The following is a 22,303-nucleotide window of genomic DNA, read 5'->3' on the forward strand; positions in this document are numbered from 1 at the left end:
AAAAATAATTAAGGACGAGAAATGCAGCAGCAAGCAAAAAGCTTGAAACGCGGGCTATCGGCTCGCCATATTCGTTTCATGGCGCTGGGGTCGGCAATCGGCACCGGGCTTTTTTACGGTTCTGCCTCGGCCATTCAAATGGCCGGTCCTGCGGTATTGCTGGCGTACCTGATTGGTGGCGCGGCGGTGTTCATGGTCATGCGCGCCCTCGGTGAGATGGCCGTGCATAACCCTGTTTCCGGTTCTTTCGGTCAGTACGCCAGTACTTACCTGGGGCCGATGGCGGGCTTTATTCTCGGTTGGACCTACGCGTTTGAAATGGTCATCGTCGGGCTTGCCGACGTAACGGCCTTCGGCATCTACATGGGCTTCTGGTTTCCGGAAGTCGCGCGCTGGATCTGGGTGCTCGGCATTGTGTTCCTGATCGGCGGGCTGAACCTGTGCAACGTCAAAGTCTTCGGTGAAATGGAGTTCTGGCTGTCGCTGCTCAAAGTCGGCGCCATCATCGCGATGATCCTCGGCGGACTCGGCATTATTGTGTTCGGCATCAGCAGCTCGCCGAGCTCGCAGATCACGGGAATCAGCAATCTCTGGACCCAGGGCGGCTTTATGCCCAACGGTGTCGGCGGCTTGATCGCTTCGTTCGCGGTGGTGATGTTTGCGTTCGGCGGCATCGAAATCATCGGCGTGACCGCCGGTGAAGCGAAAGACCCGCAGCATGTCCTGCCAAAGGCCATCAACGCCGTTCCCTTGCGGATTCTGCTGTTCTACGTGCTGACCATGTTCGTGCTGATGGCGATCTACCCATGGCAGCAGATCGGTAGCCAGGGCAGTCCGTTCGTGCAGATTTTTGACCATCTGGGGATCAGCTCGGCCGCAACTATCCTCAATTTCGTGGTGATCTCGTCGGCGGTCTCGGCCATCAACAGTGACATCTTTGGTGCGGGCCGCATGATGTACGGTCTGGCCCAGCAAGGTCAGGCGCCGAAGGGCTTTGGCCAGTTGTCGCGCCATGGCGTGCCATGGATGACGGTGGTGGTTATGAGCGCAGCCTTGCTCGGTGGTGTGCTGCTGAACTACCTGATTCCGGAAAACGTGTTCATGCTGATCGCCTCGATTGCGACCTTTGCCACGGTCTGGGTCTGGTTGATGATTCTGGTCACTCAGGTGGCAATGCGTCGCTCCATGAGCCCGGCTGAAGTCGCACAACTGAAGTTCCCGGTGCCGTTCTGGCCGTATGCGCCGATGGCGGCGATCGTCTTCATGGCGTTTATATTCGGTGTGCTTGGCTACTTCCCGGATACTCAGGCAGCCTTGATCGTCGGCCTGGTGTGGATTGCCCTGCTGGTACTGGCCTACCTGTTGTGGGTCAAGCCAGCCGCAGGGCAGGCGGTACAGGTTTCCAACGACCTTTCTTTGTCTCATCGATAACCTAACGGAGGCCTGGGATGAAAACTCTCTGGCAACACTGCCACGTCGCAAGCATGGCGCAGGGTAACTACTCGATCGTCGAGGATGCCGCCATCGTGACGTCAGGAGCGCACATAGAGTGGATCGGCCCGCGCAGTGAACTGCCGGCCGGTGAATACCCCGAGGTGCATGACCTCGCGGGTGCCTGGGTCACGCCGGGCCTGATCGACTGCCACACCCACACAGTGTTCGGTGGCAATCGCAGCGGCGAGTTCGAGCAGCGCTTGCAAGGCGTTAGCTATGCCGAAATTGCCGCCGCTGGCGGTGGCATTGCCAGCACCGTGCGTGCGACCCGGGCGGCCAGCGAGGATGAATTGTTCGCCAGCGCGCATAAACGCTTGAAGAGCTTGCTGCGCGACGGCGTCACCAGTGTCGAGATCAAGTCCGGCTATGGCCTGGATCTGGCCAGTGAGCGCAAGATCCTGCGGGTGATCCGCCGTCTCGGTGCCCAATTGCCGGTCAGTGTGCGCAGCACCTGTCTGGCTGCCCACGCCTTGCCACCGGAATATGCGGACCGTGCCGACGATTACATCGAGCACATCTGCAGCGAAATGCTTCCGGCACTCGCCGCCGAAGGGTTGGTGGATGCGGTTGACGCGTTTTGCGAATACCTGGCGTTTTCGCCGGAACAGGTCGAGCGGGTGTTCATCGCCGCGCAGAACCTCGGTTTGCCGGTGAAATTGCATGCCGAGCAGTTGTCCTCCCTGCATGGGTCGAGCCTGGCGGCGCGCTATCACGCGTTGTCGGCTGACCATCTGGAGTTCATGACCGAAGACGACGCCATCGCCATGGCCAAGTCTGGCACTGTCGCGGTGCTGTTGCCGGGAGCGTTCTACTTCCTGCGCGAAACCCGGCTGCCGCCGATGGATGCCTTGCGCAAACACGGCGTGAAAATCGCCATCGCCAGCGACCTCAACCCCGGCACCTCGCCGGCGCTGTCGGTGCGGCTGATGCTGAACATGGCTTGCACGTGCTTTCGCATGACCCCGGAAGAGGCTCTGGCGGGTGCGACCATTCATGCGGCCACTGCGCTGGGCATGGATCAGACCCATGGTTCGCTGGAAGTCGGCAAAGTGGCGGATTTCGTCGCTTGGCAGATCGATCGTCCGGCAGACCTGGCGTATTGGCTGGGCGGTGACCTGGATAAACGCGTCGTGCGTTACGGCGTTGAAGTCACGTTTTAGGAGAATGGCAGTGGATAAGGTTCTGAACTTCAAACAAGGCCGAGTGCCGTTGCTGATCAGCATGCCCCATGCTGGCGTGCGTCTGAGCCCGGCAGTAGAAGCCGGGCTGATTCCCGAGGCGCAAAGCCTGCCGGATACCGACTGGCATATCCCGCAGCTCTACCAGTTCGCGCAAGAGTTGGGCGCCAGCACCCTGGCCGCCGAGTACTCAAGGTTCGTTATAGACCTGAACCGGCCTTCCGACGACAAGCCTTTGTATGTCGGCGCTACCACCGGCTTGTATCCGGCGACGCTGTTCGACGGCGTGCCATTGTTCCGCGAAGGACTTGAGCCGTCCGCCGAGGAACGTGCGCGTTATCTTGAGCAGGTCTGGACGCCGTATCACAGCACCTTGCAACAAGAGCTGGCGCGGTTGAAAGCCGAGTTCGGTTATGCACTGTTGTTTGATGCGCACTCGATCCGCTCAGTGATCCCGCATTTGTTCGAAGGGCAACTGCCGGACTTCAACCTTGGCACCTTCAATGGCGCCAGTTGCGATCCACAGTTGGCTACGCAACTGGAAGCCATCTGCGCCCGGCATCCGGACTACAGCCATGTGCTCAACGGGCGCTTCAAGGGTGGGCATATCACAAGGCATTACGGTAACCCGGCCGAAAACATCCATGCCGTGCAACTGGAGCTGGCGCAGTGCACTTATATGGAAGAGGTCGAGCCGTTCCGCTACCGCCCTGATCTGGCCGTGCCGACTCAGGTGGTGCTCAAGCAATTGCTGCAAGGATTGCTGGATTGGGGACAGAAGCACTACCGCGGATAGATTTGAAAGATCGTTCCCACGCTCTGGGTGGGAACGATCGGTCGAGTCAAACACCCCCCCAATTTCTCCAAGGACATGCTCATTGCACAATTCGGGTTTATGATGCCGGACGGCAGAATAATAGAAGTCCCCCCAGGGATGACCTCGACCCCATACGGAGTGCGCAATGCAGACTTTGTACCCGCAGATCAAACCCTACGCCCGGCACGATCTGGCCGTCGATAAGCCACATGTACTGTATGTCGACGAAAGTGGTTCACCGGAAGGTTTGCCGGTGGTGTTCATCCACGGCGGGCCAGGGGCCGGATGCGATGCGCAAAGCCGTTGTTTTTTCGACCCGAACCTGTATCGCATCGTCACCTTCGATCAGCGCGGTTGCGGTCGTTCGACGCCTCACGCCAGCCTTGAAAACAACACTACCTGGGATCTGGTCGCTGACCTTGAGCGGATTCGCCAGCATTTAGGTATCGAAAAATGGGTGTTGTTCGGAGGTTCCTGGGGCTCGACCCTGGCGCTGGCTTACGCGCAAACTCATCCGGAGCGGGTCCACGGGCTGATTCTGCGCGGGATCTTTCTCTGCCGTCCGCAGGAAATCGAATGGTTCTACCAGGCCGGTGCCAGCCGCATGTTCCCGGATTACTGGCAAGACTACCTGGCGCCGATTCCATTGGATGAGCGCGACGACCTGCTCGGCGCTTTCCATAAACGTCTGACCGGCAATGACCAGATCGCCCAGATGCACGCGGCCAAAGCCTGGTCGACATGGGAAGGTCGTACTGCAACCTTGCGTCCCAACCCGATGGTAGTCGAGCGCTTTTCCGAACCGCAGCGCGCGTTGTCGATTGCCCGGATCGAGTGCCACTATTTCACTAACAATGCTTTCCTTGAGCCCAACCAGTTGATCCGCGACATGCAGAAAATCGCTCACTTGCCGGGTGTGATCGTCCATGGCCGCTACGATGTGATCTGTCCGTTGGATAACGCCTGGGAACTGCATCAAGCGTGGCCGAACAGCGAATTGCTGATCATTCGCGATGCCGGTCACGCGGCATCCGAATCGGGAATTACCGATGCGCTGGTGCGCGCGGCCAACAAAATGGCCCGTCGCCTGCTCGACCTGCCGCCTGAAGAAGCATGAAGGGCCTGCTCCAGCGCGTGCGTGGTGCGCGAGTCGAAGTGGCGGGGGAAATCGTTGGCGCGGTCGACCAGGGTTTGCTGGTGCTGGTGGCGGTGGAACCCGAGGATACCCGGGCCAGCGCCGACAAATTGCTGCATAAACTGCTTAACTATCGGGTGTTCAGTGATGCCGAGGGCAAGATGAACTTGTCTTTGGCCGATGTCGGCGGCGGTTTGTTGCTGGTGTCGCAGTTCACCCTGGCTGCCGATACCAAAAACGGTTTGCGCCCGAGCTTTTCTACCGCGGCCCCTCCGGCATTGGGAGAAGAGCTTTTTGGCTATTTATTAGCCAAGGCGCAACAATTGCATAGCAATGTGGCATCGGGAATATTTGGCGCAGACATGCAGGTGCATTTGGTCAATGATGGCCCGGTAACCTTCCTGTTACAGACCTGAAAGCGCTTGAAACATCTCTTTAAGCTCTTTTTGGCCGAAAACAGGGTTTTTTCGCGATAAATACTTTGTTACCCCTGATGCGTTGTAACGCGGCCTACTAGATAATCGCGCGCTACGGGGATCAGCGTTCGTTGGTCCATTTTGACTTAGGTAGAGACTTGTCCTGGACCGTTTGGGGAATCATTTCGCCCCTGCGGAGTCGGAATAATGCTCGCCAACCTGGCATGAGTGGCTTGTACGGTTAGTTTGTTAGCAATATTTCGGATGTCAGGGAGTCAGAGACAAGGCGTTGCGACCAGTCATAGCCCGCTATGGCGAGGAGCAGCAACGCAGTATCTGGATTCCTGGCGCCGAAATAGGCAAACGAGACTGACCACACAGGCCACCTGGTCTGGCCGTTGGTTTTTTGATCTGTTTTCGGCGAGGGTTGCTCGTGATTGTTAGTCCCTGTAATGCACCAAAATTGTCTGCCAAACGGTTACGTAACGCACTGATGACGGGCTCTGCACTGCTTTGCCTGCTCAGCGCCGGCCAGCTTTGGGCATTCAATCTGGATGATGTATCGGCCAAGGCCAAAGAGCTGGCCGGGCAGAAGTACGAAGCCCCGCGCAGTAACCTGCCGAACGAATTTCGGGAAATGAAATTCGCGGATTACCAGAAAATACGTTTCCGCACCGAAAAAGCCGAATGGGCCGATCAGAAAACCCCGTTCAAGCTGTCGTTCTATCACCAGGGCATGCACTTCGACACGCCGGTGAAAATCAACGAAATCGGCGCCAACTCCGTCGAAGAGATCAAGTACGACTCGAGTCGTTTTGATTTCGGCGACGTCAAAGTCGATCCAAAGGCCACCGAGCAACTGGGTTATGCCGGTTTCCGTGTGCTGTATCCGATCAACAAGGCCGAAAAGCAAGACGAAATCATGACCATGCTCGGCGCGAGTTACTTCCGCGTCGTCGGTAAAGGGCACACCTACGGCTTGTCCGCCCGCGGCATGGCCATCGACACTGCGCTGCCGTCCGGTGAAGAGTTCCCGCGCTTCACCGAGTTCTGGATTCAGCAGCCCAAGCCGACCGACAAGCACCTGGTGATCTACGCCCTGCTGGATTCGCCTCGCGCGACCGGTGCCTACCGGCTGATCCTGCGTCCGGGCAGCGACACTATCGTCGACGTCAAGGCGCAGATGTTCCTGCGTGACAAGGTCACCAAGCTCGGTGTTGCGCCGCTGACCAGCATGTACCTGTTCGGTGCCAACCAGCCGTCGAAAGTACTTAACTATCGTCGCGAACTGCACGACTCCAGCGGTCTGTCGATCCATGCCGGTAATGGTGAATGGATCTGGCGTCCACTGAACAACCCGAAACATCTGGCCGTGAGCAATTTCTCGGTTGAGAACCCGCGTGGTTTTGGCTTGCTGCAACGTGGCCGTGACTTCAGCCACTACGAAGACCTCGATGACCGCTACGACAAGCGCCCAAGTGCCTGGATCGAGCCAAAAGGCGACTGGGGCAAAGGCACTGTTGACCTGGTCGAAATTCCGACCGCGGACGAAACCAACGACAACATCGTTGCTTTCTGGAGCCCGGAAAAGCTGCCTGAGCCAGGCCAGCCGCTGGACTTCGCCTACCGTCTGCACTGGACCATCGACGAAGCTGCATTGCACTCGGCCGACAGTGCCTGGGTCCAGCAGACCCTGCGCTCTACCGGTGACGTGAAGCAGTCCAACCTGATCCGTCAGCCAGACGGCAGCGTCGCTTATCTGGTGGACTTCGTCGGCCCGACCCTCAAGGCTCTGCCTGAAGATGCACCGGTTCGCAGTCAGGTCAGCGTCGGCGATAACGCCGAGCTGGTGGAAAACAGCGTTCGCTACAACCCGGAGACCCAAGGCTGGCGCCTGACCTTGCGCATGAAAATCAAGGACCCGAACAAGTCCACTGAAATGCGCGCCGCTCTGGTCAAGAACATCGTGGCTGCCGAGCCGGTCAAGGCTTCGGCTGCGACGGCTAACTCTTCCGTTGCCAAGGCCGACAAAATCGCCGCCAGACAACAAGAGAAAGTCGAGAAGAAAGAAAAAGACGCCAAGCAGCCAGCGGCTGCCGAAGCGGCCCCTGCCACACCGGAATCGGTAAAAACCGAACAAGTCTTGACCGAGACCTGGAGCTACCAGTTGCCTGCCGATGAGTAATTCTCAAATACAACCAGAGACACTTGCCGAGTACCTGGCGCACCTGCCGATGAACGATGTGCAGCGCGCGGAACTTGCGGGCTGCAAATCATTCACCGAGTTGCATGAACGTCTGTCGTCCTCGACTTTCGACGCGCCTGCCGGGGCTGCACAAGCCTCGGTGGGTCGCCGCTTGACCTTGAATTCCGCGCAAGAACTGGAGGAGGCCGAGATGTTGGCGGTCGACGCCAGCGGTCGGGTGTGCCTCAAGGCGACTCCGCCGATTCGCCGGACCAAGGTCGTACCGGAGCCGTGGCGCACCAATATTCTGGTGCGCGTCTGGCGTCGTCTGACCGGGCGCACCAACCCGCCGGCACCCAAGATCGACGAGCGTGTGTTGCCGGCTGCCCGCTGGCGCACGGTGGGTTCGATCCGTCGCTACATTTTGCTGACACTGATGCTCGGCCAGACCATCGTCGCCGGCTGGTACATGAAAGGCATCATGCCGTACCAAGGCTGGTCATTCGTCGATCTGAACGAAGTCTTGCATCAACCGCTTATCCAAACCGCCACCCAAGTGCTGCCATACGCGCTGCAAACCAGCATCCTGGTTCTGTTCGGGATTCTGTTCTGCTGGGTATCGGCGGGTTTCTGGACCGCACTGATGGGCTTCCTCGAGTTGCTCACCGGGCATGACAAATACCGTATATCCGGCGCCAGTGCTGGTGACGAGCCGATTCCCAAAGAAGCCCGCACCGCGCTGGTCATGCCAATCTGCAATGAAGATGTGCCGCGTGTATTCGCCGGTTTGCGAGCGACTTTCGAGTCGGTTGCAGCGACTGGTGACCTGGATCGCTTCGACTTCTTCGTCCTCAGCGACAGTAACGACAGCGACATCTGCGTTGCCGAACAGCAGGCCTGGCTAGACGTCTGCCGCGAAGCCAAAGGCTTCGGGCGGATCTTCTATCGCCGCCGTCGCCGTCGGGTCAAACGCAAGAGCGGCAACCTCGACGACTTCTGCCGTCGTTGGGGCGGTGATTACAAGTACATGGTGGTGCTCGACGCCGACAGCGTAATGAGTGGCGAATGCCTGACCAGCCTGGTGCGCTTGATGGAAGCCACGCCGGACGCCGGGATTATTCAGACCGCGCCGCGTGCTTCGGGCATGGACACGCTGTATGCACGCATGCAGCAGTTCGCGACCCGCGTTTATGGCCCGCTGTTTACCGCTGGCCTGCACTTCTGGCAGTTGGGTGAATCCCACTACTGGGGGCACAACGCAATCATCCGCATGAAACCGTTCATCGAGCATTGCGCCCTGGCGCCATTGCCCGGTAAAGGCGCGTTCGCGGGTGCGATCCTCTCTCACGACTTCGTCGAAGCTGCGCTGATGCGCCGTGCCGGCTGGGGCGTATGGATTGCCTACGACTTGCCCGGCAGTTATGAAGAACTGCCGCCGAACCTGCTGGACGAACTCAAGCGTGATCGTCGCTGGTGTCACGGCAACCTGATGAACTTCCGGCTGTTCCTGGTCAAGGGCATGCACCCGGTGCACCGTGCGGTGTTCCTGACCGGCGTGATGTCGTACCTGTCGGCGCCATTGTGGTTTTTCTTCCTGGTGCTCTCGACGGCCTTGCTGGCGGTCAACACGCTGATGGAACCGCAGTACTTCATGGAGCCTCGACAGCTCTATCCGCTGTGGCCGCAATGGCACCCGGACAAGGCCGTCGCGCTGTTCTCGACGACGATCGTGCTGCTGTTTCTGCCGAAGTTGCTGAGCATCATCCTGATCTGGGCCAAGGGCGCGAAAGAGTTCGGTGGCAAGTTCAAGGTCACCCTGTCGATGCTGTTGGAGATGCTGTTCTCCATGCTGTTGGCACCGGTGCGGATGATTTTCCACACTCGCTTCGTTCTCGCCGCGTTCCTCGGTTGGGCTGCGACCTGGAACTCCCCGCAACGTGACGACGATTCCACGCCGTGGAGCGAAGCAGTGCGCCGTCACGGTCCGCAAACCTTGCTGGGCTTTTTCTGGGCATTGTTGGTGGTTTGGCTAAACCCAAGCTTCCTCTGGTGGCTGGTGCCGATTGTCGGTTCGCTGATGCTGTCGATTCCGGTCTCGGTGATTTCCAGCCGGGTCAAGTTGGGCCTCAAGTCCCGTGATGAAAGCCTGTTCCTGATCCCTGAGGAATACGCACCGCCACAGGCCTTGCTGGCGACTGATCGGTACACCCACGAAAACCGTTGGCATGCGCTGAACGACGGCTTTGTTCGGGCAGTGGTCGACCCGCAGCAGAATGCCCTGGCTTGCGCCCTGGCCACTGCCCGTCACGGCCAGGCCGAGCCGATCGAGTGGTTGCGTATCGAGCGAGTGCGTCACGCGCTGAAAGCCGGCCCTGCGGCGCTCAATAATAACGAGCGTGTGGCGCTGCTCAGCGATCCGGTTGCGTTGGCTCGCTTGCATGAGCAGGTCTGGAGCGAAGGTCATGCCGAATGGCTTGGCGCCTGGCGCCAGTCGATCGAAGCCGATCCGCATGCTCCGTTGCTACCGTTGAAACCGCTGTCTGCTGAAGTGCAGCCGGCCTGATGAAAAGCCCCGCTCCTGAGAAGAAGCGGGGTTTTTTGTTTGTGGCATTTGATCGTCTGATCGTTCCCACGCTCGCGCGTGGGAACGCCTCACCGGACACTCCGCGTCCGCTCTTGAGGCGACGCGGAGCGTCACAGGCGGCATTCCCACGCAGAGCGTGGGAACGATCATTGCGCTCAGCATCTCTTCCCGCGTCTTTCCTGTTTCTGCCAACCTGCGACAACAAATCCTCCTTAAACCCTTGTGCAAACAAACGAGTGAGTTAGGATCGCTCCCCGAATTGGTGCGCCCGGACAGCTTATTGTTCGTATCTGCCGGTTTTCTAACGAAAATCTGCTTTTTGCACGCCTCAAAAAAAGGGTTCAGGGGACTTGATGATGAAGAAGTATCTATCGATGCTGCTGCTTGGCGTCACGGCAATGGTGTCAGTCAACGCCGCTCATGCCGGTGCCATCGATGACGCGGTCAAGCGCGGCACGCTGAAAGTCGGCATGGACCCGACTTACATGCCGTTCGAAATGACTAACAAGCGCGGCGAGATCATCGGCTTCGAGGTCGACCTGCTCAAAGCCATGGCCAAGGCCATGGGAGTCAAGCTGGAGATGGTTTCCACCGGCTATGACGGCATCATCCCGGCCCTGCTGACCGACAAGTTCGACATGATCGGCAGCGGCATGACCCTGACCCAGGAACGCAACCTGCGCCTGAACTTCAGCGAACCCTTCATCGTGGTTGGGCAGACGCTGCTGATCCGCAAGGAGCTGGAAGGCACCATCAAGTCCTATAAAGACCTGAACACTGCCGACTACCGCATCACCTCCAAGCTGGGCACTACTGGCGAATTGGTCGCCAGGAAGCTGATCTCCCAAGCCAAATACCACGGCTACGACAACGAGCAAGAAGCGGTACTCGACGTGGTCAACGGCAAGGCTGACGCCTTCATTTACGACGCGCCTTACAACGTTGTCGCGGTGAACAAAGTCGGTAACGGCAAACTGGTATTCCTCGATAAGCCGTTCACCTACGAGCCGCTGGCCTTCGGTCTGAAGAAGGGTGATTACGACAGCATCAACTTCATCAACAACTTCCTGCACCAGATCCACGAAGACGGCACTTACGATCGCATCCATGACAAGTGGTTCAAAGAGACCGCCTGGCTAAAGGATATGGAATAACACCCAGTCGATGATCGTTCCCACGCTCCTGCGTGGGAATGCATCCTGTGACGCTCCGCGTCACGCCTGCGAAAGGACGCTGAGCGTCCTGAGCGGTGTTCCCATGCAGCGTGGGAACGATCAATCAGAGTCGAGTCTCAGAATGAAACAGAAAAAAGCCCAATGGCCTTGGCACGTATTGACCGTGCTGGTGTTGATCGGCCTGGCCGGCGCGTTGTACTACGCCACTTCGCTGATGTCCTATGAATGGCGCTGGAACCGCGTACCGCAATACTTCGCCTACCACGCCGAAGAGTCCCGGCGGGCGGCGGACATCTCCACCGTCAGCGAACTGGTGCGTACAGGCGACAAGGCTCAAGTCACCCTGCGCAACGACGCTGGTGAAGAACAGCAGCTGACCGTCGACGACAACAGCCTGCAATTCGCCCGCGGCGATGACGTGGCCGAAGGCGATGTGATTGGTGTCACCCGCCATTGGGCGGCCGGGCCGCTGCTGTGGGGCTTGTGGACCACTTTGTGGCTTTCGCTGGTCTCAGGTCTGCTTGGGCTGTTGATCGGCCTGGCTACCGGCCTCTGCCGGCTGTCGAACAACCCGACCCTGCGCGATCTGTCGACGATTTATGTCGAACTGGTGCGCGGTACGCCGTTGCTGGTGCAGGTATTCATCTTCTACTTCTTCATCGGTACGGTGCTGAACCTCTCCCGCGAGTTTGCCGCAATTGCGGCGTTGTCGCTGTTCACCGGCGCCTATGTGGCTGAAATCGTCCGTTCGGGCGTACAGTCGATTGCCCGTGGCCAGAATGAAGCCGCACGTTCGCTGGGTTTGAGCGCTGGTCAGTCGATGCGCCATGTGGTCTTGCCGCAGGCCTTCAAACGCGTTCTGCCGCCGTTGGCCGGGCAGTTCATCAGTCTGGTCAAGGACACCTCGCTGGTGTCGGTGATCGCCATTACCGAGCTGCTCAAAAGCGGTCGGGAAGTTATCACGACCTCGTTCTCGCCATTTGAGATTCTGTTCTGCGTGGCGGGCCTGTATTTGTTGATCAACCTGCCGCTGTCGAAAGTCGCCAGCCGGCTTGAGCGGAGGCTCGCGCAAAGTGATTGAAGTCCGCGATCTGGTTAAAGTCTTCGACACCCGTGGGCAAGTGGTCCGCGCGGTGGATAGCGTCACCACCCAAGTAGCCAAGGGCGAAGTGCTGGTGGTGATCGGCCCGTCCGGCTCCGGCAAATCGACCTTCCTGCGCTGCCTGAACGGTCTGGAGGCGTTCGACTCGGGCTCCGTCAGCATCGACGGCCTGGAACTGTCCAACCCGAAAACCGACGTCAACGCCTACCGCCGTGAAGTCGGCATGGTCTTCCAGCATTTCAACCTGTTCCCGCATATGACCGTGCTGGAAAACCTTTGCCTTGCGCAGAAAGTCGTGCGCAAGCGCGGCAAGCAAGAGCGCGAGGCCAAGGCTCGGGTGTTGCTGGAAAAGGTCGGCATCGCGCAGAAGGCCAACGAATTTCCGTCACGCCTTTCCGGCGGCCAGCAGCAACGCGTGGCGATAGCCCGGGCGTTGGCCATGGAGCCCAAGGTGATGTTGTTCGATGAGCCAACCTCGGCGCTCGACCCGGAAATGGTCGGCGAAGTCCTCGACGTAATGAAAACCCTGGCCCTGGAAGGCATGACCATGGTCTGCGTGACCCACGAAATGGGCTTCGCGCGGGAAGTGGCAGATCGGGTGCTGTTCTTCGACCACGGCAAACTGCTGGAAGATTCCCCGCCTGAGGAGTTCTTTGCTTTGCCGAAGGATTTGCGGGCTCAGGCGTTTTTGCGACAGGTGTTGTAGATCCATGTCACGCGCTTAACCTTTGGGTGATATGCAGGTTCTGTCATCTTCTTCAGGCTGATAATGAACGTCTCCTAAGGGTTTCTTAGCGGCTGTTTCTTCGGATCGAGGTGGAGTTTTGAACTACTCCCGATCCGGACCTGAACTCACCCTGATCAAACCTCTTCATCAAATTGAATTTATCTAAATTAGTATTCGAGACTGGCATAGGAGATTCACTGCCAAAGTTATGACCAATATTGGGTTGAGACTGGGATCGTGTCAGGCGTGGGGCTGGCAATTGGGCTAGAGAAGATGTCCGCGGCAGAGCTGTCGCCGGTCGGGCAAGTTTGTGCAGGACGACGCCGGCACCACTGATAAAAGCAACTGCCGAAAGCGCTGCCATAGCGATCATGAATCGATCATTTGCCGATGATTCAGGGTTTTTAATTTCAAAGGCGGTCATGACCGGAAAAAGTACCGTCGCAGCAAGCCCGCTTATTGTTGCTATTCCCTTGGAGGCCTGCCCAAAGCGAGTGCGTCCGACTACCGGGATCCGCTGTGCTGCTCGTTGTAATAGCGTCACCTTGGGTAGGTGGGGGAGCAGGTAACTGCCCACGAAATCCGCAACACCTATCCCAAACCATGTCCATCCCTGCCAATATTTTCCCGTGGGATCGATACGATTAACGGGATCTCCCTGGCAATACGCATAGCAATTCAAGCCGCCTTTTCCAAAGGGACTCAAGCTATCCAGACTGTTAAAACGCATAAGTACCGGATTGAACGCCCGGTGTCCGTTCCCCAATAAATAATGGCCGGTAACCGGGTCAGGACGCTCGCCATTGAAACCCAGAAGGCTGGCTAATCCCCCTTCAACCGGACGATGACCGTAAGGCGTATAGACGGACTTGCTATCGGTAGTTTGGAACACCGAGCGTTGTTTATCGGTCATTAGTAACGAAGTGCGCTTGGTTTCCTCCTCCTGCTGCAGTTCCGCCAATAACATGTCTGCGCATTGAAATATCTGACGTTGTACGGGACCTTGAATTTCCGTAATTAATCGGTCTTTTTGATAGAGGCGATCTACACGAGACCGACCGCTGGGGGTGCAACTTACCAACCGATCAAGCGCATCGTATTGGTAGCGGATTAATAAGCTGTCATGTGAGTTGGGCATCGATCATCTTCAGGTGGCCAGGCTATTGATCCAGCTTCTACCGACGAGAAAACGATGTCTACCTGGCAGAACTGCTAGGTAGTGGTGACAGCAGCTCGTTCTTCAGGTCCTGAACCGCCCGACCAACATCTGCAGATGAGTCCCCAAGCGAGCCAGCTCAACGCTGGAAGCAGCGGTCTCTTCACTGGCGGCCGAGGTCTGTTCCGAGACATCGCGCACGTTCAGCACGCTGCGGTTGATTTCTTCGGCCACGGCGCTTTGTTGCTCGGCAGCGGCGGCGATCTGCTGGTTCATCGCCTGAATCGCTGACACGGTGCGGGTGATGTTTGTCAGCGAACTCCCCGCGCGTCGGGTCAGTTCGACGCTGCTGTCGGTCAGGCTGCGGCTGTTGTCCATGATGTTGGCGACTTGCTGGGTGCCGCTTTGCAGGCCGACGATCAGTTCTTCGATTTCTTCGGTGGACTTCTGGGTGCGCTGGGCGAGGCTGCGCACTTCATCGGCCACCACGGCGAAACCACGTCCTGCTTCACCGGCGCGGGCGGCTTCGATGGCAGCGTTGAGGGCCAGCAGATTGGTTTGTTGTGCCACCGACTTGATCACGTCGAGCACACTGCCGATTTTGTCGCTTTCGCGCTTGAGATGGCTCATTGCTTCAGTGGAGTTGCCGACCTCGGTTGCCAGGCGTTCGATCTGAGCGATCGCCTCGCCCACCACTTTATCGCCTTCACGGGCCTGTTGGTCAGCGGCGACGGCAGCTTCTGAGGCCTCTTCGGCGTTGCGCGCGACTTCCTGCACGGTGGCGGTCATTTCGTGCATTGCGTTGGCAACCTGATCGGTTTCGACTTTCTGGCTGTTGACCCCGGCGCTGGTCTGTTCGGTAACGGCTGACAGCTGCTCGGCGGCGCTGGCGATCTGCGTCACGCCATCGCTGATGCCGCCGATCAGATCCCGAAGGCCCATGGTCATGCTTTGCATGGCCCGTTGCAGCTGGCCCAGTTCGTCGCGGCGCTCGGACGTGAGGTTGTGGGTCAGGTCGCCGGCCGCCACGTGCTCGGCGATTTTCAGCGTCTGGCTCAGCGGAATGACAATTTGCCGGGTGATGGCCCAGGCGGCGATCAGGCCGAACAGCAGTGCCAGTACGGTCACCAGGAGCAGGGTGCTTTTGGCCTGGGCGGCCTCGGCGTCACGCACTTGGGTTTGAGCGCTCGTCAGTTGCTTGCTCAGCTCTATCAGGCGCTCGCCTTGCGCGGCCATGCGTTTGAGGGCGTCGGCGCTGGCCACTTGGGAGTCGCGAAACTGGCTGACGGCGGCACGGTAGCCGATGAGCGAGTCGGTGGCCTGTTGCAGGCTGGCGGTGTGCTGTTCCGGCAGTTTCCCCGGCAGGCTTTCGAGGTTTTTAAGGGCGTTGTCGATGGCGTCCAGCGCCGGTTGTTCGGCGTCGGCCTTGCCACTGTAGGTGTAACCGCGCACCTGGAAGCGTGCCTGCTGAATCAGCTTGCTCAGGTCTACCACGCTGTTGAATTGGGCAATGCTGTCACCTTGCAGCAGGGATTTTTCGACTTCTGCCACGCGGGCCGCGGCGTTGTCGGCGGTGGCGCCGAGCCGGGCGCGGGCCGCTTCGCGATTGGCGGTGGCCTGGATCAGGTCGGCAAAGGCGTGCTTGTACTCGCTGACGGCTTCGATCTGCTGGTTGAGCATCGCCACATTTGTCGGCTTTATGATCACCTTGAGGGCGCTTTGCAGGCCTTCGTCGAGCTTGCCCAGCAGATCGTTGACCGCCGCCGGGCTTTGTTCACCGCGGCGCATTTCATAGTCCAGGCGGGCAATACGCAGGTCCTTGGTCAGCTCGTTCAGGCTTGAGATGTAGCCGAGCTTGTCGCCACGACTGATCAGGCCACTCAGGCCAGTCCAGCCAGTCACGGTGATCAGCAGCGTCAACAGAAGTACCAGGCCGAAGCCTGCGCCGAGCTTGCGATTGACGCTCACATTTCCAAGGTTCTGGGCTAACCAACGGTACATGCTGTTCACTCCCTTTAGAGCATGAATGGGTCTATTGGGAGTGTATCGGCAGGCGGGTGAAAACCTGTAGGAACAGCCAGTCGACGCTCGATTGCCCGCGAGGCGATATTTCTGGCACACCGTGGTGCGCCGATCGCCAGCAAGCTCTGCTCCTGTGGGTGTGCGGGGCGATAGATCAGAACAGTCGGGAAAGGAGGGCAGTCACGGCAGTCTCAACCCGCAGGATGCGGTCACCGAGCTGCACCGGTTGCAGGCCGGCCTTGGCCAACAGGTCGATTTCGTAAGGGATCCAGCCGCCTTCCGGGCCGATGGCCAGCGTCACCGGCTCATCCAGCCCGCGCGGGCAGGGCGGGTAATTACCGGGATGACCGACCAGCCCGAGGGTGCCATCGGCCATCGCCGGCAGGCGGTCTTCGACGAAGGGTTTGAAGCGTTTCTCAATGATGATTTCCGGCAGCACGCTGTCGCGTGCCTGTTCCAGGCCGAGGATCAGTTGCTCGCGAACCGCTTCGGGTTCAAGAAACGGTGTTTGCCAGAAGCTCTTTTCGACCCGGTAGCTGTTCACCAGCACCACGCGCGGCACGCCCATCGCGGCGACGGTTTGCAGCACGCGGCGGAGCATCTTCGGTCGTGGCAGGGCCAGCAGCAGCGTCAATGGCAGCTTGGCCGGCGGCGGCTGATCAAGGCTGACCTGCAACTCGGCTTCGTGAGCCTCCAGGCGCAGCAACTCGGCCGAGCCCATCAAACCGCCGATACGCCCGACTCGCAGGCTGTCACCGACGGCGGCGCGATGGACTTCCTGCATATGGGTCAGGCGGCGATCACGCAGGATCACCCGGTCGGCCGCAATGAAGTCGGCCTCTTCGAGGAGGAGCAGATTCACGCTTGGGTCGCTGGCGGCTGGTCGTTATGGTCGTTGTCGGCGGGCTGATCGTCCGGGTGTTCGCCGCGCTTGCTGACCAGGCTGCCAAAGAGAATGCCGATTTCAAACAGCAACCACATCGGTACCGCCAGCAATGTCTGCGAGAAGATGTCCGGTGGGGTAAGGATCATGCCGACCACGAAGCAACCGATGACCACATATGGGCGGATTTTCTTCAGGTATTTGACGTCGACCACGCCGATCCACACCAGCAACACCACGGCTACCGGGATTTCGAACGCGACGCCGAAGGCGAAGAACAGCGTCATGACGAAATCGAGGTAGCTGGTGATATCGGTCATCATTTCCACGCCGGCCGGGGTGGCGGAGGCGAAGAATTTGAAGATCAGCGGGAACACCAGGAAGTAGGCGAAAGCCATCCCGGTATAGAACAGCAGGATGCTCGAGACCAGCAATGGCACGGCGATGCGTTTTTCGTGCTTGTACAGGCCTGGCGCGATAAAGCCCCAGATCTGATGCAGGATTACCGGAATCGCTAAAAACAGCGAGACCATCATTGTCAGCTTGAGCGGTGTGAGGAACGGTGAGGACACATCGGTGGCGATCATCGTCGCGCCCGCCGGCAGGTACTGGCGTAACGGTATGGAAACGAAGGTGTAGATCTGCTGGGTGAAGGCGAAAAGCCCGGCGAAGATCACGAAGATCGCCGCTACACAGCGCAGCAGGCGGGTGCGCAACTCGGTGAGGTGCGAAACCAGCGGCATGTGCTGGTCGTTTTCCGGTTTATCAGCGCTCATGGGGCTCGCGGCGGCAAAGTTGAGTCGTGGGGGGCTGGCGTACTGGGTACCGCCGCAGGAGAAACGGGTTCTGTCAGTGTTGAGGGGGCAACCGGTTCAGCAGGGCTGAGGGCTGTCACCGCAGGCGCTGCCTGGGTCTGGTTCGCAACCGCCGCAGGCGCGGCAATCGTCTGCTCCGCCACCGGTTCGGAAGTTGTCGGCGTCTGCTGCTGCGGCGCGAGGATCTTCCGCGCTTCTTCTTCAAGCGACAGAATGTGTTCGTTATGCAGTTGCCGACGAATTTCGTCGGCACCGATTTCACGTTCAACTTCCTGTTTGATCGCGTTGAAGCTGCGTTTCAAGCGCCCTATCCAAAGGCCTGCCGTGCGCGCAGCACCCGGCAGACGCTCGGGGCCGAGCACCAGCAGGGCAACGAGACCGACGAGCAACAGTTCAGAGAAGCTGATACCAAACATTAGTCAGTGCTCACGAGTCTTTGCGGATCGGCTCTTCGACTTTATGCGCCTGCACGTCGATGGTATGCGGCTCGTTCAGTGGCGAAGCCTGTGGCTGCACCGGCGGTACCGGTTGGCCCGGTGTAGCGGATGGATCTGCAGGTTTTTCATCGTCGTTCATGGCCTTGCGAAAGCCCTTGATCGACTCGCCGACGTCAGTGCCGAGGTTTTTGAGTTTCTTGGTACCGAACACCAGCACCACGACAACCAGGATGACGATCCAGTGTTTCCAGTCAAAAATGCCCATGCTGCAACTCCTCTTATAATCGTTTTCAAGCGGATGGACGCGAAGCCTTCTCGACGTGCCCGGACGTACCGATGCGCCGCTCCAGCTCGTCCAGCACAGCCTGTGGATGCTGCCCCAGTTGGGCGAGCATGACCAGACTGTGGAACCACAAATCGGCGGTTTCGTATATTACATCGCTGCAATCACCGCTGATGGCGGCATCCTTGGCGGCGATGATGGTTTCAACTGATTCCTCGCCGACTTTTTCCAGAATCTTGTTCAAGCCCTTGTGGTACAGGCTGGCGACATAGGACGTGTCGGCCGCTGCGCCTTTGCGCTCTTCGAGCACCAGGGCGAGACGGTTCAGGGTATCGCTCATGATCAGTGTCCTGCCGAATAGATGGCGTGCGGGTCTTTGAGTACCGGGTCGACAGTCTTCCAGTCGCCGTTTTCATAGACGCGGTAGAAGCAGCTTTGGCGGCCGGTGTGGCAGGCGATGTCGCCGATCTGTTCGACCATCAGAATGATCACATCGGCGTCGCAGTCCAGGCGCATCTCATGCAGTTTTTGCACATGGCCGGACTCTTCACCCTTGCGCCACAGCTTGCCACGGGAACGGGACCAGTAGATGGCGCGGTTTTCGGCGGCGGTCAGCTCCAGCGCTTCGCGGTTCATCCAGGCCATCATCAGCACGCGCCCGGTTTTGTGGTCCTGGGCAATCGCCGGCACCAGACCATCACTGTCCCATTTGATCTCATCCAGCCAATCTTTCATCTTCGACTCCGACAACCGTGCTCAGCGCTTGTTGCTGTGCCTTGGCGATGTGAAACAGTGTGCCAGCAGCGCGCGTTGCTGGCTATCGGCGCATGACCAGATACAAACCGACGGCGACCATGATCCCGGCCGGCCAATGCCCCAATTCATTCAACGGTCCGCCGGCAGCGAGTATTGTACCGCCGGCCAGATGTGCGGTACCGAGCAGACGCAGGAACCAGTCGTCCTTGCGCCTGTGCCACGGTGGTGGCGTATCGGAGATATGGGGTTGCGACATGCGTTCGAGCAAGTCTCGGGTCATGTTGGCCAGGTGCGGCAGTTGTTCTACCTGGCTCTGCAGGTTGCCCAGCAGGGCTTTGGGGCTGATCCGCTCGCGCATCCAGCGTTCAAGGAACGGCTGGGCGGTGTTCCACAGATCCAGCTCCGGATACAGCTGACGACCCAGGCCTTCGATGTTCAGCAGGGTTTTCTGCAAAAGAACAAGCTGGGGCTGCACTTCCATGTTGAAGCGCCGTGCGGTCTGGAACAGGCGCATGAGCACCTGACCGAAGGAGATGTCTTTTAATGGTTTTTCGAAAATCGGCTCACAAACCGTACGGATCGCCGCTTCGAATTCATTGAGTTTGGTTTCCGCCGGCACCCAGCCCGAATCGATGTGCAGCTGGGCGACGCGGCGGTAGTCGCGCTTGAAAAAGGCGAACAGGTTGCGCGCCAGATAATCCTGGTCTTCCGGGGTCAGGCTGCCGACGATACCGCAGTCGATGGCAATGTACTGTGGGCTCCACGGCTGCACGGTGCTGACAAAAATATTGCCAGGGTGCATGTCGGCGTGGAAGAAACTGTCGCGGAACACCTGGGTGAAGAAGATCTCCACGCCGCGCTCGGCGAGCAATTTCATGTCGGTGCGCTGGTCGGCCAGGGTTGCCAGATCGGTGACTTGAATACCGTAGATGCGCTCCATCACCAGTACTTTCGGCCGGCACCAGTCCCAGTAGACCTGCGGCACGTAAAGCATCGGCGAGCCGTCGAAATTACGCTTCAACTGGCTGGCGTTAGCCGCTTCGCGCAACAGATCGAGCTCGTCGTAGATGGTTTTTTCGTAGTCCTGGACTACGTCCACCGGGTGCAGCAGGCGGGCATCGGCGGAGAGTTTTTCGGCCGCACGGGCGAGGATGAATAACCAGGCCAGGTCTTGGGCGATCACCGGTTTGAGGCCTGGACGTATCACCTTGACCACCACTTCTTCACCGCTTTTCAGTTGCGCGGCGTGAACCTGCGCCACTGAAGCCGAGGCCAGCGGTTCGAAGTCGAAACGGCTGAAGACTTCGCTGATCTTCTTGCCAAGCTGGCTTTCGATCAGATCCACCGCCACTTGAGAGTCGAACGGCGGCACCCGGTCTTGCAACAGCATCAGCTCGTCGGCGATGTCTTCGGGCAGCAGGTCACGGCGAGTGGAAAGAATCTGGCCGAACTTGATGAAAATCGGCCCCAGATCCTGCAGCGCAAGGCGCAGGCGAGCGCCACGGCTAAGCGCCAGCGTCTTGCGCGGGAACCAGCGCCATGGCAAGGCATAACGCAGCGCCAGGAGAAACCACGGCAATGGCAGGGCGAACAGCATGTCATCGAGGCGGTAGCGGATCACGACGCGCTGGATGCGCAACAAACGGCGGACGGCAAGCAGCTTCATGCGTTATCGCTTGAATCAAGGGATCGGGAAAGACGCTCGAAACGCGCCTCAAGACGTTCCAGATCGAGTTTGATCTGGTCTAGTTCGCTAAAGCGGGCTTCGGCTTCGCGTTGGCCTACCAGTGTGCGCGATTCTTCGCTGAGGTACTCGGCGAGGTTCTGGTTCAGGCTGGCGAAACCTTGCTGATACCAGCGCGCGCGGCTGCGCAAATGGCCACCGAGCAACTGCGTGGCGACCGGGCCGAGCCAGCGCGAGAGTTCGTACTCCCAGTCCAGTTCGAGGTCCTGCAATATCATCGCGAGCTCCAGCAGTACCGCGCTGTCACCTACAAGCTCGACTTCAGGGCTGTGGAGAACCGCGGTCTTGTCTTTGTTCAGCGCCAGGCTCAGCAGGCTCGACGCCGGAGCGCGCAAGGTGCAATCGGCATCGGCCGCCCAATGGGCGGCCAGCATCAGGCCTTCATTGCTGGGGATGATGAACAGCTGCAACGCCGGGCTGCGACAATCGACGGCAATCACCTTGCCGTCCAGATGCTGCAAGCGCGGCAGGGCCGTGCTGTCGAGACGCAGCACGCGATTGAGGCCGTGTTCGACGCCGGCGAGCAGGCCGCTGAGCAACATCAGGGTTTGATGCCGCGATGCAGGGCGACAATGCCTGCGGTCATGTTGTGGTAGGTCACGCGGTCGAAACCGGCCTCGACCATCATCGATTTCAAGGTTTCCTGATTCGGGTGCATGCGGATCGACTCGGCCAGATAGCGGTAGCTTTCCGAGTCATTGGTGATCAGCTTGCCCATCAGTGGCATGAAGGCGAACGAATAGGCGTCGTAGGCTTTGGACATCAGTGCGTTGGTCGGCTTGGAGAACTCCAGCACCAACAGACGACCACCGGGCTTGAGGACGCGCAGCATGGAGCGCAGGGCGTCTTCCTTGTGCGTGACGTTGCGCAGGCCGAAGGCGATGGTCACGCAGTCGAAATGGTTGTCCGGGAACGGCAGTTTTTCGGCGTCGGCCTGGACGAACTCGACGTTGCCGGCCACACCCAGATCCAGCAAACGATCGCGACCAACCTTGAGCATGGATTCGTTGATGTCAGCCAATACCACCTGACCGGTCGGGCCTACCAGGTGCGAGAACTTTCTGGTCAGGTCGCCGGTACCGCCAGCGATGTCCAACACGCGATTGCCGGTGCGGACGCCGGACAGTTCGATCGCGAAACGCTTCCACAACCGGTGCATGCCACCCGACAGCAGGTCGTTCATCAAGTCGTACTTGGCGGCTACCGAGTGGAAAACTTCGGCGACTTTTTCCGCCTTCTGGCTTTCCGGGACGTTTTTGAAGCCGAAGTGAGTGGTGGGTTCGGCATCGCTGCCTTTGCGCTGATCAGTCATATCGCTGTCACCAAAAGAGAATGCGCGACATTCTAATCCCGGTGGCGGTCTTTGTCTTGGCAAGGCTGAATGTAAGATAGGC

Annotated in this window: 21 protein-coding genes and 1 pseudogene; 10 read left to right on the forward strand and 12 right to left on the reverse strand. The window is 59.0% G+C overall.

Annotated features, from left to right (window positions below; translation table 11 throughout):
• The first annotated feature begins 21 nt into the window (after positions 1-21).
• The 10 genes from AC07O1_RS00975 to AC07O1_RS01020 all read left to right on the forward strand — a co-directional run bounded on the left by AC07O1_RS00975 (position 22) and on the right by AC07O1_RS01020 (position 12,792).
• Complete coding sequence (locus AC07O1_RS00975; RefSeq protein ID WP_495087661.1) at positions 22-1,431, forward strand: amino acid permease; 1,410 nt, start codon at positions 22-24, stop codon at positions 1,429-1,431.
• Positions 1,432-1,448: 17 nt separating this feature from the next.
• Positions 1,449-2,654: an imidazolonepropionase gene (hutI, locus tag AC07O1_RS00980; protein WP_495087662.1), complete on the forward strand. Its 1,206-nt coding sequence runs from the start codon at positions 1,449-1,451 to the stop codon at positions 2,652-2,654.
• A gap of 10 nt (positions 2,655-2,664) precedes the next feature.
• A complete protein-coding gene (gene hutG, locus AC07O1_RS00985; RefSeq protein ID WP_495087663.1) occupies positions 2,665-3,468 on the forward strand; it encodes an N-formylglutamate deformylase in 804 nt (267 codons plus the stop codon).
• Between the two features lie 166 nt (positions 3,469-3,634).
• Positions 3,635-4,606: a prolyl aminopeptidase gene (gene pip, locus AC07O1_RS00990; protein ID WP_494994319.1), complete on the forward strand. Its 972-nt coding sequence runs from the start codon at positions 3,635-3,637 to the stop codon at positions 4,604-4,606.
• On the forward strand, positions 4,603-5,040 hold the full coding sequence (gene dtd / locus AC07O1_RS00995; RefSeq protein WP_495087664.1) for a D-aminoacyl-tRNA deacylase: 438 nt from the start codon (positions 4,603-4,605) through the stop codon (positions 5,038-5,040). The genes pip and dtd overlap by 4 nt, the downstream gene beginning before the upstream one ends.
• Before the next feature lie 433 nt (positions 5,041-5,473).
• Complete coding sequence (locus AC07O1_RS01000; RefSeq protein ID WP_494994317.1) at positions 5,474-7,225, forward strand: glucan biosynthesis protein G; 1,752 nt, start codon at positions 5,474-5,476, stop codon at positions 7,223-7,225.
• On the forward strand, positions 7,218-9,788 hold the full coding sequence (gene mdoH, locus AC07O1_RS01005) for a glucans biosynthesis glucosyltransferase MdoH (RefSeq protein WP_495087665.1): 2,571 nt from the start codon (positions 7,218-7,220) through the stop codon (positions 9,786-9,788). The genes AC07O1_RS01000 and mdoH overlap by 8 nt, the downstream gene beginning before the upstream one ends.
• Positions 9,789-10,165: 377 nt before the next feature.
• Positions 10,166-10,963, forward strand: a complete 798-nt coding sequence (locus tag AC07O1_RS01010) for a transporter substrate-binding domain-containing protein (RefSeq protein ID WP_495011084.1) — start codon at positions 10,166-10,168, stop codon at positions 10,961-10,963.
• 142 nt (positions 10,964-11,105) lie between these two features.
• Positions 11,106-12,065: an amino acid ABC transporter permease gene (locus tag AC07O1_RS01015; protein ID WP_495011046.1), complete on the forward strand. Its 960-nt coding sequence runs from the start codon at positions 11,106-11,108 to the stop codon at positions 12,063-12,065.
• On the forward strand, positions 12,058-12,792 hold the full coding sequence (locus AC07O1_RS01020) for an amino acid ABC transporter ATP-binding protein (RefSeq protein ID WP_495011047.1): 735 nt from the start codon (positions 12,058-12,060) through the stop codon (positions 12,790-12,792). Before AC07O1_RS01015 ends, AC07O1_RS01020 begins: the two co-directional genes overlap by 8 nt.
• A gap of 85 nt (positions 12,793-12,877) precedes the next feature.
• On the opposite strand, the gene AC07O1_RS01025 is transcribed toward AC07O1_RS01020, so the two are convergent.
• The 12 genes and pseudogenes from AC07O1_RS01025 to ubiE form a co-directional block, all read right to left on the reverse strand.
• Positions 12,878-13,951, reverse strand: coding sequence for an RHS repeat-associated core domain-containing protein (locus tag AC07O1_RS01025; protein WP_495087666.1), 1,074 nt, complete (start codon positions 13,949-13,951; stop codon positions 12,878-12,880).
• A 102-nt stretch (positions 13,952-14,053) separates the two neighbouring features.
• Positions 14,054-14,926 carry a methyl-accepting chemotaxis protein gene (locus AC07O1_RS01030; RefSeq protein WP_495087880.1) on the reverse strand — a complete coding sequence of 291 codons (873 nt, stop codon included), beginning with the start codon at positions 14,924-14,926 and terminating at the stop codon, positions 14,054-14,056.
• Positions 14,909-15,970 (reverse strand): annotated as a pseudogene (locus AC07O1_RS01035) (methyl-accepting chemotaxis protein); the annotation flags it as partial. The pseudogene AC07O1_RS01035 and the gene AC07O1_RS01030, both read right to left, overlap by 18 nt.
• Positions 15,971-16,145: 175 nt before the next feature.
• Positions 16,146-16,853 (reverse strand): 16S rRNA (uracil(1498)-N(3))-methyltransferase, encoded by a 708-nt coding sequence (locus tag AC07O1_RS01040; protein WP_494994311.1) that lies wholly within the window; start codon positions 16,851-16,853, stop codon positions 16,146-16,148.
• A complete protein-coding gene (gene tatC / locus AC07O1_RS01045) occupies positions 16,850-17,650 on the reverse strand; it encodes a twin-arginine translocase subunit TatC (protein WP_495087667.1) in 801 nt (266 codons plus the stop codon). Before tatC ends, AC07O1_RS01040 begins: the two co-directional genes overlap by 4 nt.
• Positions 17,647-18,105, reverse strand: a complete 459-nt coding sequence (gene tatB, locus AC07O1_RS01050; RefSeq protein WP_495011049.1) for a Sec-independent protein translocase protein TatB — start codon at positions 18,103-18,105, stop codon at positions 17,647-17,649. Before tatB ends, tatC begins: the two co-directional genes overlap by 4 nt.
• A 10-nt stretch (positions 18,106-18,115) precedes the next feature.
• Positions 18,116-18,391, reverse strand: a complete 276-nt coding sequence (locus AC07O1_RS01055; protein ID WP_494994308.1) for a twin-arginine translocase TatA/TatE family subunit — start codon at positions 18,389-18,391, stop codon at positions 18,116-18,118.
• 25 nt (positions 18,392-18,416) lie between these two features.
• Positions 18,417-18,749, reverse strand: coding sequence for a phosphoribosyl-ATP diphosphatase (locus AC07O1_RS01060; RefSeq protein WP_494994307.1), 333 nt, complete (start codon positions 18,747-18,749; stop codon positions 18,417-18,419).
• Between the two features lie 2 nt (positions 18,750-18,751).
• Positions 18,752-19,144 carry a phosphoribosyl-AMP cyclohydrolase gene (gene hisI, locus AC07O1_RS01065; protein ID WP_494994306.1) on the reverse strand — a complete coding sequence of 131 codons (393 nt, stop codon included), beginning with the start codon at positions 19,142-19,144 and terminating at the stop codon, positions 18,752-18,754.
• A gap of 82 nt (positions 19,145-19,226) precedes the next feature.
• Entirely contained in the window at positions 19,227-20,831 is a 1,605-nt protein-coding gene (gene ubiB / locus AC07O1_RS01070; RefSeq protein ID WP_495087668.1) for a ubiquinone biosynthesis regulatory protein kinase UbiB, read from the reverse strand.
• Positions 20,828-21,451 (reverse strand): ubiquinone biosynthesis accessory factor UbiJ, encoded by a 624-nt coding sequence (locus AC07O1_RS01075; RefSeq protein WP_494994304.1) that lies wholly within the window; start codon positions 21,449-21,451, stop codon positions 20,828-20,830. Before AC07O1_RS01075 ends, ubiB begins: the two co-directional genes overlap by 4 nt.
• Positions 21,451-22,221 (reverse strand): bifunctional demethylmenaquinone methyltransferase/2-methoxy-6-polyprenyl-1,4-benzoquinol methylase UbiE, encoded by a 771-nt coding sequence (gene ubiE, locus AC07O1_RS01080; RefSeq protein WP_007989286.1) that lies wholly within the window; start codon positions 22,219-22,221, stop codon positions 21,451-21,453. Before ubiE ends, AC07O1_RS01075 begins: the two co-directional genes overlap by 1 nt.
• Positions 22,222-22,303: the final 82 nt, after the last annotated feature.

It is taken from the genome of Pseudomonas sp. GW821-FHT07G10 (assembly GCF_059418545.1).